Below are 16204 nucleotides of genomic sequence, written 5' to 3'. Positions count from 1 at the left end.
GCTCCCTCTCGTGGGCGCCGCCATCGAGCCGACGCGCCGGTCGCTCAGCGAACCTCCGGCATCGCGACCTTGAGCTTCGCCCAGGAGCGGCCCTGGGTGTCCTTCAGGATGTCGTATTCGACGTCGACGTGCGGCTCGATCGCGCTGTACTTGTCGTTCGGTGCCCCGATGACCAGCTGGAACCCGAGCCCACGCCACGCGCCGATCGCGCGCTTGGTGAAGTGCGCGTCCGCCTTGATGAGGGCCTCGTCCATGAACACCGGGGCGTACCGCGGGCGTTCAGCCCCGGCATCCCCGAGCTGATACCGCAGAGCTGCGCCGACGATGAACGCGATGAGCTCCTGCGACTCGCCACCCGACTTCTCGCCGATGTGGTCGTAGAGCGCGACATGCGCCTTGGTGTCGGCGGTGACCCGCTCGGCGCTCACGCGCACGTGATTGCGCACGTCGATGAGATCGGCGAAATCTGGCGCCGAGCGCCGCAGGTGCCCGATGAGCCGAGACATCCGGCGATAGGCGTGTTCTCGCTCCTGATCGGTCGAGGCTGCTTCGATGAGCCCGCGCACTTCGCGCAGATCACGACGGAAGCGCTTTCGCGCTTCGGACTGACTCTCGCGGGTGGTGATCTGCAGGCGGTGGTGATCGTCGTAGAACGGCAGGTCCTGCATGATCCGGTTGATCGGCTCGATCCGCTCGCGGATCTCCCGCAGCGCCCGTCCGAGCGTGGAGTCGAGGTTCGTCAGGTCGTTGCCGGACAGGTGCACCAGGCTGTCCCGCCACTCGCTCTCGAGCTGATGCAGACCGCTTGTCTCGAGGGCGGTGAGGATGCTCTCGAAGTCGTCGACATACAGATCCGGATCCGCGAGCAGGTTCGGGTTCTCCCAGCGCTCCAGGAAGCCGGTCATCAGGCGGCGCATGGCCTCGCGCTGCTCGTGATGGGCCTCGAACGCCGCCGTGCGGTCCTCGGTCAGCCGCGCGCCGGCGGTCTGCAGGGCGCCGTCGAAACGCTCCAGCAGCACCGACGGGGCCGCCTTGGCCGATGCGGGCGTGGCGAAACGGGCATCGAGATACTGCGCCTGCTCGGCGTCGACCGCACGACCGGATCCGGCCGCCGCCTCGATGAGGGTCTGCCCGGCATCCACATCGTCGGTGATCTCCCCCCAGCGCTGCTCGACGTGCTGACGTTCCGCGACGGTTGCGCCGATCTCCTCCCGCAGCTGCCCGGCAAGCCGCTTGGCCTTCTCGATCTGCGCACCGATCCCGGCGATGTCCGGGTTCTTCTCGGCGACCTCGGCCTCCACGCCGCGCCAGCGCTCCTGCTCGGCGACCAGTGCGTCGACATCGACCCGATCCCAGATGACGTCCACGACGCGCGCGAAGGCAGCGCGCTCAGCATCGAACCCGTCCAGTGCCGCCTCGGCCGCGGCGACCGCCTCCTCGGCGCGATCGAGGGCCGGCCGCAGCTCGCTCACCGTGTGTTCCAGTTCGCGCAGCCGCGTGCGGTTGGAGAATCCGAGCACGTTCGTGCGGCCATGGCCGCCATGCGCACCCTGATCGCCGCGGGAGATCTGGCCGGCGATGGTGAGCGCCTGCTCATGCTGTACGAGATCTGCCGCGGTGGGCACGCACACGAAGCCGAACCGCTCGGCGAGCCGCACCTGCAGCCAGCCCGTGAACGGGGTGTCGGCGTAATCGAGCCGGCCCGGCAGCCGGTCGTCCGCTCCCCCGCCGCTCGCGCGGAGGCCTGTATGCACGCCGTGGTAGGTGAGCCGGCGCGGTGTGCGCACGCCGTCGATCGCGGTGCGGAACCGGTCGAGGTCGGCGACGTCGAGGAGCACCGTGGTCGCGAAGCCTCCGAGGGCCAGATTGAACGCCTCCCGCCACGGCTCGTACTCCGTGCGGACCTCGATCAGCTCCCCCACGAACGGCAGCTGGTGCGGCTCGAGCCCGGCAGCCGCGGCGAGCAGCTCGCGCGAGCGGTACAGGTCACCGGGGATGTTTCCCGAGAACCCCGAGGCCTCGTCCAGCGCGCGCTCGCGCTGGACGAACTCGGCTTTCAGCGCGTCCCGCGCGCGCCGTGCATCGGCCCAGGCGTCGCGAGCCCGGCCCTTCGCGCCCACGTCGGAGAGCACCGTACGGGCGCGCGCCACGAGCTTCTCGAACTGAGTCCGGCCGTGCACCTCGGCGCCGAGTGCGCGTGCGTCCTCGTCGAACCTGGCACGGAGCGTCCGCGCCTCGTCGAGGCGACGTTCCACGCCGCGGAGCTCGCGCTGGGCGGTCTCGAGCCTGTCACCGCCCCGTTCGCGCAGCAGGTCGCGCAGTCCGTCGTGCTCGGCCTCCGCCGCCTCCGCCTGCACGCGCATCTCGCGCACGAGCACATCGAGAGTGCGCGTGCGATCGCGCAGCTCGTCCTCGACATCGCGGAGCAGGTCCATGCGCCGCTCGGCACGCCACAGGGACGCGATCGAGTCCGGATCCTCGAACACGCCGACCTCGTCGATGAGCGCCATCCGCACGGCTGCCGCATCGATGCGGTGACGCAGGTCGCGGATCGGCTCGAGAGCGGCAACCTGCTGCCGTGCGACGAGCATCCGCTGCTTCGTGCTCTCCAGCTCGTCGAAGTGCTGCGTCACGGCGTCCGCGGTGCGCATGGTCTCGGGCTCTTCGAGCACCAGTCGCTTGTACAGGTCGTCGACCGTGGTGATCTGCTGTCCCGCCTGAATACGCGCGAGCAGGCTCATCGCATTCGATCCGGACCCTGCAGCGCCGATGCCCAGCACCGAGTGCAGCCGCGCCGAGAACTCGCGGTCCGTGCCCACCGGCTCCAGGCCTGCGGCGCGCACGGAGGCATCGGTGAGGCGCTGCGCAGCGGCCCGCTCGAGCACGGCCAGGTCGAACGCGGCGTTCGTGGTGGCGCGCACGCGCACCGTGTCCTCGAGCACGCGTGCGCCGGCCGGGATGTACCAGGCGCGCACCGCGGTGAAGCGCGAGCCGTCGTGGTCGAGCCACGTCATCGCGATCGCGGTCCAGGTGTCCTCCCCGTCGCCGCGGAGCACCTGCACCTTCGTGCCCTCCTCGGTGCGCGTTTCGTCGAGCTTGCCGCGACCGTAGGAGAGCACGTTGCGCTGCTCGTCGCCGCGCGGGCGCCCGGTGACACCGCCGTTCGACGCGCCGTTGAACGGAGTGGTGTGCGGCATCATCAGTGCGATGTACGCGTCCATGAGCGTCGACTTGCCGGATCCGGATCCGCCGCAGAGCAGCGTGGCCGCGGGCGAGAACCGCACGCGGTGGGGTCCGCCGTCGTAGCCGCCCCAGTTCACGAGCTGCAGATCCTCCGCGACCCACTGCTGTCCGCGGGAGGCAGTGGGGATCAGTCCGAAGAGCGTGTCGATCATCGTCATGAGAGGGCGTCCTCCAGTGCTTCCTCGGCGTCCGCGACGACGTCGAACGCGACGCTCTCGGCGCCGGACACACGCGCCGCGGCGGTCTCGCGCAGCCAGTCGCGCAGCTCGGTGAGCTTCTCCGCGCTCAGTACGACCTCCACGAGAGGTCCGATCCGAAAGCGGCCGGTGGTCTCCTCGCTGATGATCCCGTCGTTCGAGAGTTTGCGCATCGCGTCGCGCACGGCTTTCTGACGGCGCGAGATGTCGCCGTCCGCGTCCGTGAAGTAGCTGAGTACCGTCGCCTCCACGTCCTCGATGTCGATGCGGGGCGCCGCCTCGCCCGATGCGTTCTCGCGCTCGTAGACGGTGCGCAGGTGCACGAGCACGAGGGTCTCAGAGCGCGTGTAGGGCGTGTCCCGCAGCAGGATCGGGATGTCGAGCTCGTCGATGCGGACCTGTTGCTTGTAAGCGAGTCCGCGTGCGTGGTCCACAACCAGCCGGATGTAGACGTCGTTGAGACGCGATTCGATCACGCTCTGGTGGTCCAGAAGAGTGCGCCACTCGGTGCGGTTGCGGTCCGCGAGCAGGAAGCGCCGATGCAGGATCAGCGCGAGAGTGCGCCGCACCTCGGGATCGAGTACTCCGCGGTCGCCCGGGAACAGCTCGGCGAGGTCTTCCTCCATCGCGACGGGCTCGATGAACCCGGAGGCTCCGGTCCGGTCATCGGTCATGATTGCTCTTCCTTCCTCGCCTGCACGGTCACGGATCCGAACGCGAACCGCCGTGCCGTGCCGTCGGGGCGCACGGCTTCCACGATCGATACGCCTTCCCCGTCGGAGAGTCCGTTGCGGTGGGCGATCTCGAGCAGGCCGAGCAGGTCGACCGGGCGGCGGGCACCCTCGCCGATCGCCTGGAACGCCTCCCCCAGATCGAACGGGTCGCCGAGCCCGGCGACGTACTCCTCGAGCTCCGTATAGTGCGGGCCGCCCCAGGCGCGGGTGTCGGCATCGACGAACTCGACTTCCTGGCCCTGCGTCGCCAGGGCCGCCGGCGCTCCTGGCGGGCGGATGTCGCCGAGCGACTGGCGCAGGTGACCGATGCTCGTGACGGGCAGGCGACGCAGCGGATCCACGGGCGTCTCAGGGGTGCGGGTCTGCGTCCACGCCTGCAGGCCGGCGATCACATCGCGCAGCAGTTCGTCGACCTGGCGGTCCCGGGCGGGATCATGCGTGCGCACCTGGCCGGCGATGACGTGCGAGGCACGGCGCTGGGCTGTCAGGACCTCCTGCACGCCGAGTTCCATGCGCCGCCCGATCATGTCGAGTTCCGTTCGCTGGGTGACATCCAGCAGCTGGGCGAACGGGCGCGCGAGCAGCCCGTGCAGCTGATCGGCCAGCGCGTCGATCCGCTCAGGATCGCCGATGAGGCGCAGCGCTCCGGCGAACGCCTGTCCCTCGCGCGTGGACTGCATGACCTGCTGACCACGCAGCAGGTATTCCCGCAGCACCTCGCCGGTCGGACGCTCGTCGCGGCGCAGATCGCGGATGACATCGCGCTGCATGGCCTTGATCGACTCCGCGACGCGGGTGAAGTCCGCGGGCAGACCCCGGGAGAGGTGCAGCACGTTCTCGGCCTCTTCGAGCAGCTCATCGTCGGGGACGGGATCCGCCGAACCGTCCTCGAGCGCCACGATCCGGGCGTCGAGCTCCGCTCGCTCGGCACGCAGCCGCGCGAGGCGTCGCGCCGGGTCGCCGTCCGCGTCCCCGGCGAGACGCTCCACAGCCTCGAGCAGGGTTCGCACCCGGGAGTTGGAGACGCGAGAGCCGCCGCCCGTGAGATCGGCGATCTCCAGCGCGCGCACGGCGTGCGCTGTCAGCCGATAGACCTCGCTGTCACCGTCGATCTGCTGACCGAGCCAGCCGACCTTGACCCAGTACCGGCAGACTTCTCGCCCCGACGTGGAAGGCAGCCGTCGGTCGTCGCCCTCGTAGCCCGCCGCACGCAGCTGGTCCAGCATCTCGCCGACCTCGACATGCGCGTCGGCGACGGCCACGGTCGGACGATCGGCGGAGAACATCTGACTCAGCGCCGCGACGACGAAGGGAGCATAACGGCCGTGGAGCAGATCCAGCGTCGGCGTCTTGAACGCCGCGAGCGCGCGCAGATAGGCGCCCTCTGCTCTGGATCCCGTCACGATGGCACCCCAACGACAGTCGCCGACACGTACCGCGCCCCCTCGCTCCCGCTGATCCGATGGACGACGAAAGCCCCCGGCGAACCGAGGGCTTTCAATGGTGGACCTGAGGGGACTCGAACCCCTGACCCCCTGCATGCCATGCAGGTGCGCTACCAGCTGCGCCACAGGCCCAGACGCTGTTCGCGGCTTCCCGCGACAACTCATTCAGCCTACAACATGGCTGTCTCGCCGCGCCAATCGAGAGGGCCGCCGCGAGCCGCCGGGCGTGTCATGCCCACGGTCACGCAGTGGGCAGTGCGCTGAAGGCGTCCCGGATCGCCAGCACCAGCTGGCGGACCGCGGTGGAAGGGCCACGCGTCGATCCCTCCGCCGATGTCGCCACGAGAACGGAGCGCACGAAGGACGGATCCTCGATCGGACGCAGGACGATCCCGGGATGCGAGCCGCCGACGGCGAGACTGGGCAGCAGCCCCACGGCCAGTCGGGCCGCGATCATCCCGAGCATGACCTGGAAATCGTCCGTGCGGATCGCGACGTCGAGCGCATGCCCCCGGGCGGCGAACGCGTCGATCACGATCGTGTCCATCGGGTCGTTCCCCGCCGCAGCGAAGAGCCACCGCTCCTGCCACAGAGTGAGGAGCGTCGGCACGTCGATCGGCCTCGGGGTCGCGAGCGGATGGCCGGCGGGCAGGGCCAGCAGCAGCGGGTCGCGATGCACCTCCCGAGTCGCGACATGCGTCCGGAACGGCAGCTCGTATCCGGGCACGGTATAGACGAGGGCGGCGTCCAGTCCTCCGCGATTGATCCGGTCCACGAGGGTCGGCACCTCCTCGAGCATCGCGTCGACTTCGATTCCGAGATCGTCGACCCGGGGAACGACCGACGGCAGGATCTTCGCCCCCGCCGTGGGAAAGGTCCCGAAGCGCAGACGCACCCGCCCCATGGACGTCAGCTCTCTGGCGTCCCGGATCGCGCGCTCGCCCAGGGTGAGGATCTCCTGCGCCCGTTCGAGCAGCAGCGTGCCCACCGGGGTCAGCCTGCTGCCGCGCGACGAGCGGATCAGCACGGGCGAGCCGACGAGGCGTTCGAGGTTCTTGAGGTGATAGTCGACGGTCGGCTGTCCCCAGGCGAGCCGTCGCGCGGCGGCGGTCACCGACCCCTCGGCGTGCACCGCGCGGAGTGCTTCCAGCTGTCGCAGATCGAGCATTGAAACCAACCTCCTATGTCGGATCAGGCCTCTCTTGCGGCTGAGTCACATACAGGATATGTGGCCCAGGAGACTTTCCGGGATTCCGTGCGAGCCGGATATTCCGCACCATGGACCAATGCCGTCCTTCGCCTCGCTCACCGTCGACCCGTCCGCGTCTGCGATGTCGGCTTCGTCGATCGCGGATTCCCGCCACCGCGAGACTCCGTACGCCGACGCGCTCGAGCGCCACGCGAGCCGATCGCCGATCCAGCTGATGGTCCCCGGCCACAGCGGCAACGGCGCCGGCATCAGCGCCCGCCTGGCGGAGTACTTCGGCGAGCGCGTGCTGCAGCTCGACGTGCCGATGCTCCTCGACGACATCGATCTCGGCGAGAACTCCCCGCTCTCGCGGGCCCTCGAGCTCGCCGCCGACGCCTGGAGCGCGCGACGCACCTGGTTCCTCGCCGGTGGCGCTTCGCAGGCCAACCGGATCGCGGCGCTCGCTGTGCGCGGCCTCGGCGCGAACATCCTCTCCCAGCGCAGCGCGCACTCGAGCTTCAGCGACGGCGTGCTCACCGCCGGACTCACGCCCTCGTTCGTGCTCCCCTCGGTCGATGCCCGCTACGGGATCGCTCACGGTGTCTCCCCCGCCGCCCTCGACGACGCCCTGACCGCCGCGGCCGACCGCGGTCAGCCCGCGAACGCCGTCTACGTCGTCTCGCCCAGTTATTTCGGATCCGTGGCCGACATCGCCGGTCTCGCGGAGGTCGCGCACGCGCACGGCGCCCCGCTGATCGTGGACGGAGCCTGGGGGCCGCACTTCGGATTCCACCCCGAGCTGCCGGAGTCGCCCACCCGTCTCGGCGCCGACCTCGTCGTCTCGAGCACGCACAAGCTCGCCGGATCCCTCACGCAGTCCGCCATGCTGCACCTCGGCGACGGCCCCTTCGCGGACCGCCTCGAGCCGCTCATCGAGCGGGCCGTCTCCACCACGTCATCGACCTCCTCCTCGGCGCTCCTGACGGCCTCCCTCGACATCGCGCGCCACGCGCTCATGACCGAGACGGAGACGATCGGCCAGTCGATCGCCGGGGCGAACGCGTTCCGCGACGCGCTGCGCGAGGATCCGCGCTTCTCCGTGGTCAGCGACGGCTTCGACGCGTTCGACGACATCGTCGCGACCGACCCGCTCCGCGTGCCGATCGATGTGTCGGCGACAGGCGTGAGCGGCCATTGGCTCCGCCAGCACCTGCTGGAGGTCGAGGGCATCTACTTCGAGATCTCGACGGCCACCGCGCTCGTGGCCCTCATCGGCGCCGGCAAGGCACCCGACCTCGAGCACGTGCACCGCGTGCTCTCCGCGGCGGTCGATTCGGACGAGGCGCACGCAGAGCGCGCCCAGGCGGATACCGCCGGCTTCCCGGCGCTGCCACCCTCCGGTGCGCTGCGCATGCTCCCCCGCGACGCGTACTTCGCGGGCACCGAACTCGTCCCCGCCGCGGAGGCGGTCGGCCGCATCTCGGCCGACACCCTCGCCGCGTACCCTCCGGGGATCCCGAACGTCATCCCGGGCGAGGAGATCACGGCGCAGACCGTGGCCTTCCTGCAGGCCGTGGCCGCGTCTCCCAGCGGATACGTCCGCGGCGCGGTCGACCCCGACGTAGCCCTGTTCCGGGTGACGAGAGCGGACTGACCCCCCGATCCTGCCGAACCCGAGTCGCGCAGAATCACACATCCAATCAAAGGAGACTGGAATGACCACCATCGCCCAGCAACTGCTGCGCCGGAAGCCGACCACGCCGGTCGGCGCCGGCGAAGTCCACCTGAAACGCAGCATCGGGCTGTTCTCGCTGACCATGATCGGCGTCGGCGGCACCCTCGGCACGGGGATCTTCTTCATCCTGTCGCAGGCCGTGCCCGTCGCCGGTCCGGCGGTGATCTGGTCATTCGTGATCGGAGGCGTGGTGGCAGGTCTCACGGCGCTCTGCTACGCCGAGATGGCCGGCGCCGTGCCGGTGTCCGGATCCACCTACTCCTACGCCTACGCGACTCTCGGCGAGGGCACGGCGATGGCGGTCGGCGCATGTCTGCTGCTGGAATACGGCGTCTCGACCGCGGCGGTCGCGGTCGGCTGGTCCCAGTACGTCAACCAGCTCCTGCAGAATCTGTTCGGCTGGCAGATCCCGGTGCAGCTGTCGCAGGCTCCCGAGCAGGGCGGCATCGTCAACGTCCCCGCCGTCATCGTGATCGTGCTGTGCGGCCTGCTGCTGATGCGCGGCGCCCGTGAGTCGACTCTCGTCAACAGCATCATGGTGGTCGTCAAGATCGCGGTCGTGCTGTTCTTCTGCGCGATCGCCTTCACCGGCTGGAACGCCGACCATTTCCACAACTTCGCGCCGGCGGGCTTCGCCGGCATCGTCGGCGGCGCCGGCATCATCTTCTTCTCCTTCGTCGGTCTGGACGCCGTCTCGACCGCCGGTGACGAGGCGAAGAACCCGAAGCGCAACCTGCCGCTCGCGATCATGTTCGCCCTCGGCATCATCATCACGCTGTACGTGCTCACCTGCCTCGCCGCCCTCGGCGCCCAGGCCCCGGCGAAGTTCGAGAACCAGGACGCAGGCCTGTCCGCGATCCTGCAGAACATCATCGGATCTACCTGGCCCGGCACGGTCGTGGCGATCGGCGCGATCATCTCGATCTTCTCGGTCACCCTGGTCTGCCTCTACGGCCAGACGAGGATCCTGTTCGCGATGTCGCGCGACGGCATGATCCCCCCGGTCTTCGCGAAGGTCGACCCGCGCACCCTCTCCCCCGTGAACAACACGATCATCGTCGTGATAGCGACGAGCATCCTCGCGGCCGTCGTCCCGATCAACTTCCTCGCCGAGATGACCAGCATCGGCACGCTCGTCGCCTTCCTCGTGGTGTCGATCGGCGTGATCATCCTGCGCGTGCGCGAACCCGAGCTCGAGCGGGGCTTCCGCCTGCCGCTCGGCTGGACGATCCCGATCCTGTCGATCATCGGCTGCATCGCGATCATCACCCAGCTGCGCGTGATCACGATCGTGGTCTTCGTGATCTGGGCGGCAGTGTTCCTGGTCTTCTACTGGTTCTACGGGCGCACGCACTCGGCGCTCGGGGTGGGCCATCCGGTCGTCGCCGCCCCGGACGTCCCGTACACCACCGCCGTCGCCCAGCCGAGCACGGACGCCGTGCGCCAGGCCGCCGCCGAACGCCGGACGGACGGCGACCGATGAGCCTGCTCGTCGGCCTGAGCCCCGCGAGCCGCTCGGCGTCGGTGCTGCACCTCGCCGCGATGCTGGCGCGGTCGGCGGACACCGACCTGATCGTCACCACGGTGATCCCGGAGACCTGGCCGCGCTCCGTGGGACACGACGATGCGGAATGGCACGCGTTCACCCGCGACGCCGCGAACGCCGTGCTCGACCACGCCGCCGCGGTGCTCGGCGGATCGGTGCCTGCGCAGTTCGTCGTGCACGAGGCATCGTCCGCCCGGCGCGGCTTGCTCGAGCTCGCCGAGCTCCGCGACGCGGGCATGATCGTGATCGGATCCTCGTCCGCCGCTCCGCTGGGACGGATCGCCCTGGGATCCGAGAGCGACGCGCTGCTGCACGCCTCCGCGGTACCGGTGGCGATCGCGCCGCGCGGCTTCCGCACCAAGGGGGACGCCAGGGTCGGTCGCGTCACCGCGGCCTACCGCGGCACGGACTCGTCGGCGGATCTCGTCTTCGGCGCGGCGACCGTGGCCAGGTCGGTCGGTGCGGCCCTGCGGATCGCGTCGTTCGCCGTCGTGCCGAACGTCTCCGGCACGGCCGGGGCGGGGTTCGACGCTGAGCGGAGCATCGCCGAGCAGTGGGCCGACGACATCCACGCCCACACCGCACAGCTGCTCTCGGAGGTCTCCGCCCTTCCGGACGCGCCGGAACTCGCCGGCACCGTGATCGGCCTGGGCGACACGTGGGAGTCCGCCGTGGATGACGTGGAGTGGGACGCCGACGAGGTGCTGGTCGTAGGATCGAGCAGTCTCGGGCCGATCGCCCGGGTCTTCCTCGGATCCAACGCGACCAAGGTCGTGCGGCACTCCCCCGTGCCTGTCGTGGTCGTCCCGCGACGCGCCCTGGATCCCGCCTGACGCCGCCACCCCGAACCGCACCGACGCGAAGGACGCAGAACATGCCGCACCAGATCCTCGACCTGTTCCCCGCCGGGACCACCGTCGATGCCGACGGCACCCTGCGCTTCGGGGGGTGCCGGGTCGACGACCTGGCGCGCGAGTTCGGCACGCCCGCGATCGTGGTCGACGAGACCGCACTGCGGGCACGTGCCAGGGAGTACCGCACCGAGCTGACCTCGCGCTGGCCGAAGGCCCGTGTCGTGTTCGCGTCGAAGTCATTCCCGGCGACCGCGGTGCAGCGCGTCATGGTCGAGGAGGGCCTGGGGCTCGACGTCGCCGGCGGCGGCGAGATCCTCAGCGCCCTCCGAGCCGGGGTGGATCCGGCCCTCCTCGTCTTGCACGGCAACGCCAAGTCGACAGAAGAGCTGCAGATCGCGGTGGACGCGGGCCTCGGCCTGGTCGTGGTCGACAACGCCGACGACGTCGACCGGCTCGAGCAGATCGTGCCGGAGGGCCGTCGGCAGGACGTGCTCGTGCGGATCATCCCCGAGGTCGAGTCCTCCACGCACCCGCACGTGCAGACCGGGCAGGTGGGATCCAAGTTCGGGCTCACGATCCCGGTCGCCAAGGAGCTCATCGCGCGGATCGAGGCCAGCCCGAAGCTCTCGATGCGCGGCGTGCACGCGCACGTCGGCTCGCAGATCATGGATCCGTCCGAGCTCGCCGCCGCCGTCGCCCCGCTCGCCGAGCTCGGCACCTTCCCTGTGTACGACCTCGGCGGAGGGCTCGGTGCGCGCTACACCTACGACGAGCATCCGGCGAGCGTCGCCGAGTACGTCGAAGCGCTGCTCGCCGCCGCCCGAGAGCATCTTCCGGCGGACGCCGAGCTCATCATCGAGCCCGGCCGCAGCATGGTCAACGGCTCGGCGATGACACTCTACACGGTCACGACCGTGAAGCGGGACGCACGGACCTTCGTCGCGGTCGACGGCGGGATGGGCGACAACCTCGAAGTGGCACTGTTCGCGCAGCGTTACGAGGCCGCCCTCGCCGGCCGCCTCGATGACGAGGCCGTGGAGGACGTCGTCGTGGTCGGGCGGCACTGCGAGTCGGGCGACGTGCTGATCGACCCGCTGCGGCTGCCCGCACCGCGTGTCGGCGATCTGCTCGCCGTGCCCGCCACGGGCGCCTACACGCACACGATGGCCAACAACTACAACGGCTACCGCCGCCCTCCCGTCGTCTTCGTCCAGGGCGGCGAGGCCAGGGCGGTCATCCGCCGCGAGACCTGGGACGACCTGTTCGCGCGCGACCTCTGATCGACTCGGTGCAGAATGGCGGGATGCGCCATGACGACCTGATCCATGACCTCGCTGCCCTGCGGTCGTCCGCCGTGCGCGATTCGTTTCACGCGTTCGTCCGCGGCGGAGGCGACACCGCGTTGCGCCGGGATGGCGGAGCCGAACACGTCACGGGATCCTGCTTCGTGTTCTCCCCTGACTTCACTCAGGTGCTCCTATGCTTCCATGGCAAGGGGCAGTTCTGGGTGCAGTTCGGCGGCCACATCGAGCCGGGCGATCCTTCGATCGCCGCTGCTGCGCGGCGGGAGGCGAGAGAGGAGTCCGGGATCAGCGACCTGGCGCTGCTCTCGACCGGGATCATCGATCTCGACCGGCACGACCTGAACGGTGGCTTCGCATGCTCGGCGCACTGGGACATCGGCTTCGCGGCCCTCGCTGATCCCACCACGTCCCTGACCGCGGTCAGCGAGGAAAGTGAGGACGTGCGCTGGTTCCCTGTCGGCGCCCTACCCGCAGAGATACCCGATGGGTTCGCAAAGCGCCTCGCTGCCGCGCGCGTCGCGGCCATGCAGATCTCTGTCGTCTGAGCACCAGCGGCCGTGCCGGAGGAGACTCACGCATCCGCCGCCGACGGCGCGACCGTGACCTGGATGCTCTTCATGAGCGGCTGGTCGCTCTGCGCGCTGAAGTCGGCGTGCCCGATGAGCACGTTCAGCTCCGGCATATAGCCGGCAGCGCAGCCCTGGGGCAGGTCGTACGGCACCGCGCGGAACCCGTGCACGATCCGGGTGGATCCGTCCTTCGACGTCGAGCGGATGTCGACGAGATCGCCCTCGGCGATGCCGCGCGCCCGCATGTCGTCGGTGTGCAGGAACACCAGCTCGCGCAGGTTCTTCACGCCGCGATAGCGATCGTTGTTCGAGTAGATCGTCGTGTTCCACTGGTCGTGCGAGCGCATGGTCTGCAGCACCAGGGTCTCCGCGGAGGCCGGGATCACGTCGGGCAGCGGAGCATGCGAGAACTCCGCCAGACCGGAATCCGTGTCGAACACGCGCTCGCGGGCAGGCTGCGGGATCCGGAAGCCGTGCCTGCTCTGGATCCTCTGGTTGAAGCCCTCGAAGCCCGGCAGCACCTGAGCCATGACGTCGCGGATCCGGTCGTAGTCGGCGACGTAGGCGTCCCAGGGCGTCTGCGACTCAGGGAGCGTGGCCTTCGCGATCCCCGCGATGATCGCGGGCTCCGAGCGCAGATACGCGGACGCGGGACGTTTGCGCCCCACGGAGAGGTGCACCATGCTCATGGCGTCCTCGACGGTGACGCCCTGCGGGCCGCCTTCCTGCTGGTCGCGCTCGGTGCGTCCGAGGCAGGGCAGGATCAGCGCCTTCTCCCCGTGCACGAGATGGCTGCGGTTGAGCTTGGTGCTCACCTGCACCGTCAGTGCGCAGCGGCTCAGCCCCTCGGCCGTGTAGGACGTGTCGGGCGCCGCGAGCACGAAGTTGCCGCCCATTCCGACGAACACCTTGACGGTGCCGTCGTGCATGCCGCGGATCGTCTTGACGGTGTCCAGGCCCTGGTGGCGCGGCGGGTCGATGCGGCAGACCTCGGCGAGCCGATCGGTCCACGCGGGCGGGCGGTGGTCGATGCCGCAGGTGCGATTGCCCTGCACGTTGCTGTGCCCGCGCACGGGCGACGGCCCTGTGCCAGGGCGCCCGATGTTGCCGCGCAGCAGCAGCAGGTTCACGATCTCGCGCACCGTGTCCACGCCGTGCTCGTGCTGGCTCACACCCAGGCACCAGCTGATGATCGCGCGCTCCGAGCCGAGGTAGACGGCGGCCGCCTCGCGGATCCGCTCCTCGCTGAGGCCGGACTGGCGCACGAGCTCGGCCCAGGGCGTCGCTTCGACGAGCGCGCGGTAGTCCTCGAGCCCGTTGGTGTACTCGCGCAGGAACGCGGCGTCGAGCACGGTCGGATCCGCCTGAGCCGCCTCGAACACGACTTTCGCCATGCCGCGGAGCAGGGCGAGATCGCCGCCGAGCCGCACCTGAAGGTTCATCGTGCTCGTGTCGGTGCTGCGGTTCAGCGCCATGTCGACGAACTCGTGCGGCACGATCGTGCGCGTCGCGCCCGCCTCGACCAGCGGGTTCACGTGCACCACCTGCGCACCGCGGCGCACCGCGTCGGACAGGGCCGTGAGCATGCGCGGCGCGTTCGACGCCGCGTTCACCCCGAGCACGAACAGCGCGTCGCACTCCTCCCAGTCCTTGAGGTCGGCGGTGCCCTTGCCGGTCGCGATCGACGCCGTGAGCGCACGCCCCGACGCCTCGTGGCACATATTCGAGCAGTCCGGGAGGTTGTTGGTGCCGTACTCGCGCACCATGAGCTGGTACAGGAACGTCGCCTCGTTGCTGAGCCGGCCCGAGGTGTAGAAGCTGGCTTCGTCCGGGCTGTCCAGGCCGCGCAGCTCCGCCCCGATCAGGGCGAACGCGTCGTCCCACGTCATCGGCACGTATCGATCGGTCGCGGCGTCATAGCTCATCGGCTCGGTGAGGCGTCCCTCGTTCTCGAGGTCGAAGTCCGTCCACGTCGAAAGCTCGGCGACCGTGTGCGCCGCGAAGAACTGCCGGTCCACCCGCTTGTGCGTCATCTCCCACGTGACGTGCTTGATGCCGTTCTCGCAGATGTCCAGTCGCAGGTTGCCGAGGTCGTCGGGCCAGGCGCAGCCGGGGCAGTCGTATCCGGACCTGCCGTGGTTCATGATGAGCATCGCGCCGGATCCCGCGATCGGCTCGCGCTCGCGGAGCAGCACCTGGCCGACGGACTTCGCGGCACCCCAGCCCGCGGCTGGGTGCCGATAGGGCTTGCGGGACCAGGAAGCGGTCGTGCGCGGTCCGTATCCGCCCTGCCGGGGCTCGCGCGGCATGAGCCCGAAAGCCGTCCCTCCGCGTGCGTCCACGTCGTCGCTCATCGTTCTGCCTGTCCTTCCCGCGCCGAGGACTCACCGCGCGTCGCTGCATCGATCCGCACGCGCTGTGCGTGCGCGTACACGTTCATGGACTGCCCTCGGACGAACCCGATCAGCGTCAGCCCCGACTCGTCCGCGAGCTCGACCGCCAGCGAGGACGGCGCGGAGACCGCGGAGAGCACCGGTATCCCCGCCATGACGGCCTTCTGCACCAGTTCGAAGCTGGCTCGGCCGGACACCTGCAGCACGGTGGACCGCGGCGGCAGCCGTTCCTCCTGGAGCGCCCAGCCGACCACCTTGTCCACGGCGTTGTGCCTGCCGACGTCCTCGCGGATGACCAGAAGCTCGCCCGTGACCGCGTCGAAGAGCGCCGCGGCGTGCAGTCCGCCGGTCTTGTCGAATGCGGCCTGCTCGGCCCGGAGCCGGTCGGGCAGCTCCGCGATCCATGCGGCGTCGACCGCGACCTCGTCGGGCGAGGACGGGGCGAAGTGGGACGTCGTGCGCACGGCATCGATGCTGGCCTTGCCGCAGACGCCGCAGGAACTGGTCGTGTAGAACCGCCGCGCCTCGTCGGCGCTGGGCAGCCGCACCCCTGGTGCGAGCGTCGTATCCAGCACGTTGTAGGTGTTCGCAGCTCCCCCGGTGCCGGGGCCGCCGCAGTGGATCGCGGTGCGGAAGTCGGAGCTCTGGGAGATCACGCCCTCCGAGACGAGGAACCCGATCGCGAGTTCGACGTCATGGCCCGGGGTGCGCATCGTGACCGCGAGCGGGGCACCGGCGATGCGGATCTCCAGCGGCTCTTCGACAGCGAGCGTGTCGGCGCGACGACGCACGCCCTCTCCCAGTGCGATCCGAGTGACCGGCCGCAGCGTCGTGATCCGTCCCACGGCTCGACCTTACTCGCGGATCCGCCGTCCGAAGTCCCGAACGCCAGGTGTTTGTCGATCCGTGCGACGACACGGTGCCCGAGCACAGATCGTCCGTCCCGCACGCGCTCGAGAAGGCGCGTGACCGGCACCGATCCGCGGTGGTCGAAG

General features: G+C 69.9%; 11 protein-coding genes and 1 tRNA gene. 5 read left to right on the top strand and 7 right to left on the bottom strand.

The window, feature by feature from the left end; genetic code table 11:
- Positions 1-44: 44 nt before the first annotated feature.
- From AB4078_RS01870 to AB4078_RS01850, 5 genes are all read right to left on the bottom strand, one after another.
- Positions 45-3401, bottom strand: coding sequence for an ATP-binding protein (locus AB4078_RS01870; RefSeq protein ID WP_441975746.1), 3357 nt, complete (start codon positions 3399-3401; stop codon positions 45-47).
- Positions 3398-4114: a DUF4194 domain-containing protein gene (locus tag AB4078_RS01865; RefSeq protein WP_441975745.1), complete on the bottom strand. Its 717-nt coding sequence runs from the start codon at positions 4112-4114 to the stop codon at positions 3398-3400. The genes AB4078_RS01870 and AB4078_RS01865 overlap by 4 nt, the downstream gene beginning before the upstream one ends.
- The gene (locus AB4078_RS01860; protein ID WP_441975744.1) at positions 4111-5577 is read right to left on the bottom strand and encodes a DUF3375 domain-containing protein; all 1467 of its coding nucleotides are present in this window, start codon (positions 5575-5577) and stop codon (positions 4111-4113) included. Before AB4078_RS01860 ends, AB4078_RS01865 begins: the two co-directional genes overlap by 4 nt.
- Before the next feature lie 98 nt (positions 5578-5675).
- Positions 5676-5751: transfer RNA gene (locus AB4078_RS01855), tRNA-Ala, on the bottom strand.
- Positions 5752-5860: 109 nt separating this feature from the next.
- On the bottom strand, positions 5861-6787 hold the full coding sequence (locus AB4078_RS01850; RefSeq protein ID WP_441975743.1) for a LysR family transcriptional regulator: 927 nt from the start codon (positions 6785-6787) through the stop codon (positions 5861-5863).
- Positions 6788-6905: 118 nt separating this feature from the next.
- Here AB4078_RS01850 and AB4078_RS01845 point away from each other — a divergent pair, with 118 nt between their 5' ends.
- The 5 genes from AB4078_RS01845 (at position 6906) to AB4078_RS01825 (ending at position 12792) form a co-directional block, all read left to right on the top strand.
- Positions 6906-8462: an aminotransferase class I/II-fold pyridoxal phosphate-dependent enzyme gene (locus tag AB4078_RS01845; protein WP_441975742.1), complete on the top strand. Its 1557-nt coding sequence runs from the start codon at positions 6906-6908 to the stop codon at positions 8460-8462.
- 61 nt (positions 8463-8523) lie between these two features.
- Entirely contained in the window at positions 8524-10026 is a 1503-nt protein-coding gene (locus tag AB4078_RS01840; RefSeq protein ID WP_440731549.1) for an amino acid permease, read from the top strand.
- Entirely contained in the window at positions 10023-10922 is a 900-nt protein-coding gene (locus tag AB4078_RS01835; protein WP_441975741.1) for a universal stress protein, read from the top strand. Before AB4078_RS01840 ends, AB4078_RS01835 begins: the two co-directional genes overlap by 4 nt.
- Positions 10923-10963: 41 nt before the next feature.
- Positions 10964-12223 (top strand): diaminopimelate decarboxylase, encoded by a 1260-nt coding sequence (lysA, locus tag AB4078_RS01830; protein WP_441975740.1) that lies wholly within the window; start codon positions 10964-10966, stop codon positions 12221-12223.
- Positions 12224-12246: 23 nt separating this feature from the next.
- Positions 12247-12792: an NUDIX domain-containing protein gene (locus AB4078_RS01825; RefSeq protein ID WP_441975739.1), complete on the top strand. Its 546-nt coding sequence runs from the start codon at positions 12247-12249 to the stop codon at positions 12790-12792.
- A gap of 26 nt (positions 12793-12818) precedes the next feature.
- Here AB4078_RS01825 and AB4078_RS01820 read toward each other — a convergent pair whose 3' ends face one another.
- The gene (locus tag AB4078_RS01820) at positions 12819-15170 is read right to left on the bottom strand and encodes an FdhF/YdeP family oxidoreductase (RefSeq protein ID WP_441975738.1); all 2352 of its coding nucleotides are present in this window, start codon (positions 15168-15170) and stop codon (positions 12819-12821) included.
- Positions 15167-16054: a formate dehydrogenase accessory sulfurtransferase FdhD gene (gene fdhD / locus AB4078_RS01815; RefSeq protein ID WP_441975737.1), complete on the bottom strand. Its 888-nt coding sequence runs from the start codon at positions 16052-16054 to the stop codon at positions 15167-15169. Before fdhD ends, AB4078_RS01820 begins: the two co-directional genes overlap by 4 nt.
- Positions 16055-16204: the final 150 nt, after the last annotated feature.

Source organism: Microbacterium sp. 2MCAF23 (assembly GCF_052115565.1).
Classification (GTDB): domain Bacteria; phylum Actinomycetota; class Actinomycetes; order Actinomycetales; family Microbacteriaceae; genus Microbacterium.
The sequence above is the reverse complement of the archived record's forward strand: the minus strand, read 5'-3'. Positions and strand labels throughout refer to the sequence as shown.

What these genes read in the sequence shown, in the direction of transcription:
- AB4078_RS01850 (WP_441975743.1), bottom strand. Translation starts at nt 6,787, where the DNA reads ATGCTCGATCTGCGACAGCTGGAAGCACTCCGCGCGGTGCACGCCGAG.
- AB4078_RS01870 (WP_441975746.1), bottom strand. Translation starts at nt 3,401, where the DNA reads ATGACGATGATCGACACGCTCTTCGGACTGATCCCCACTGCCTCCCGC.
- AB4078_RS01820 (WP_441975738.1), bottom strand. Translation starts at nt 15,170, where the DNA reads ATGAGCGACGACGTGGACGCACGCGGAGGGACGGCTTTCGGGCTCATG.
- AB4078_RS01840 (WP_440731549.1), top strand. Translation starts at nt 8,524, where the DNA reads ATGACCACCATCGCCCAGCAACTGCTGCGCCGGAAGCCGACCACGCCG.
- AB4078_RS01835 (WP_441975741.1), top strand. Translation starts at nt 10,023, where the DNA reads ATGAGCCTGCTCGTCGGCCTGAGCCCCGCGAGCCGCTCGGCGTCGGTG.
- AB4078_RS01865 (WP_441975745.1), bottom strand. Translation starts at nt 4,114, where the DNA reads ATGACCGATGACCGGACCGGAGCCTCCGGGTTCATCGAGCCCGTCGCG.
- AB4078_RS01845 (WP_441975742.1), top strand. Translation starts at nt 6,906, where the DNA reads ATGCCGTCCTTCGCCTCGCTCACCGTCGACCCGTCCGCGTCTGCGATG.
- lysA (WP_441975740.1), top strand. Translation starts at nt 10,964, where the DNA reads ATGCCGCACCAGATCCTCGACCTGTTCCCCGCCGGGACCACCGTCGAT.
- AB4078_RS01825 (WP_441975739.1), top strand. Translation starts at nt 12,247, where the DNA reads ATGCGCCATGACGACCTGATCCATGACCTCGCTGCCCTGCGGTCGTCC.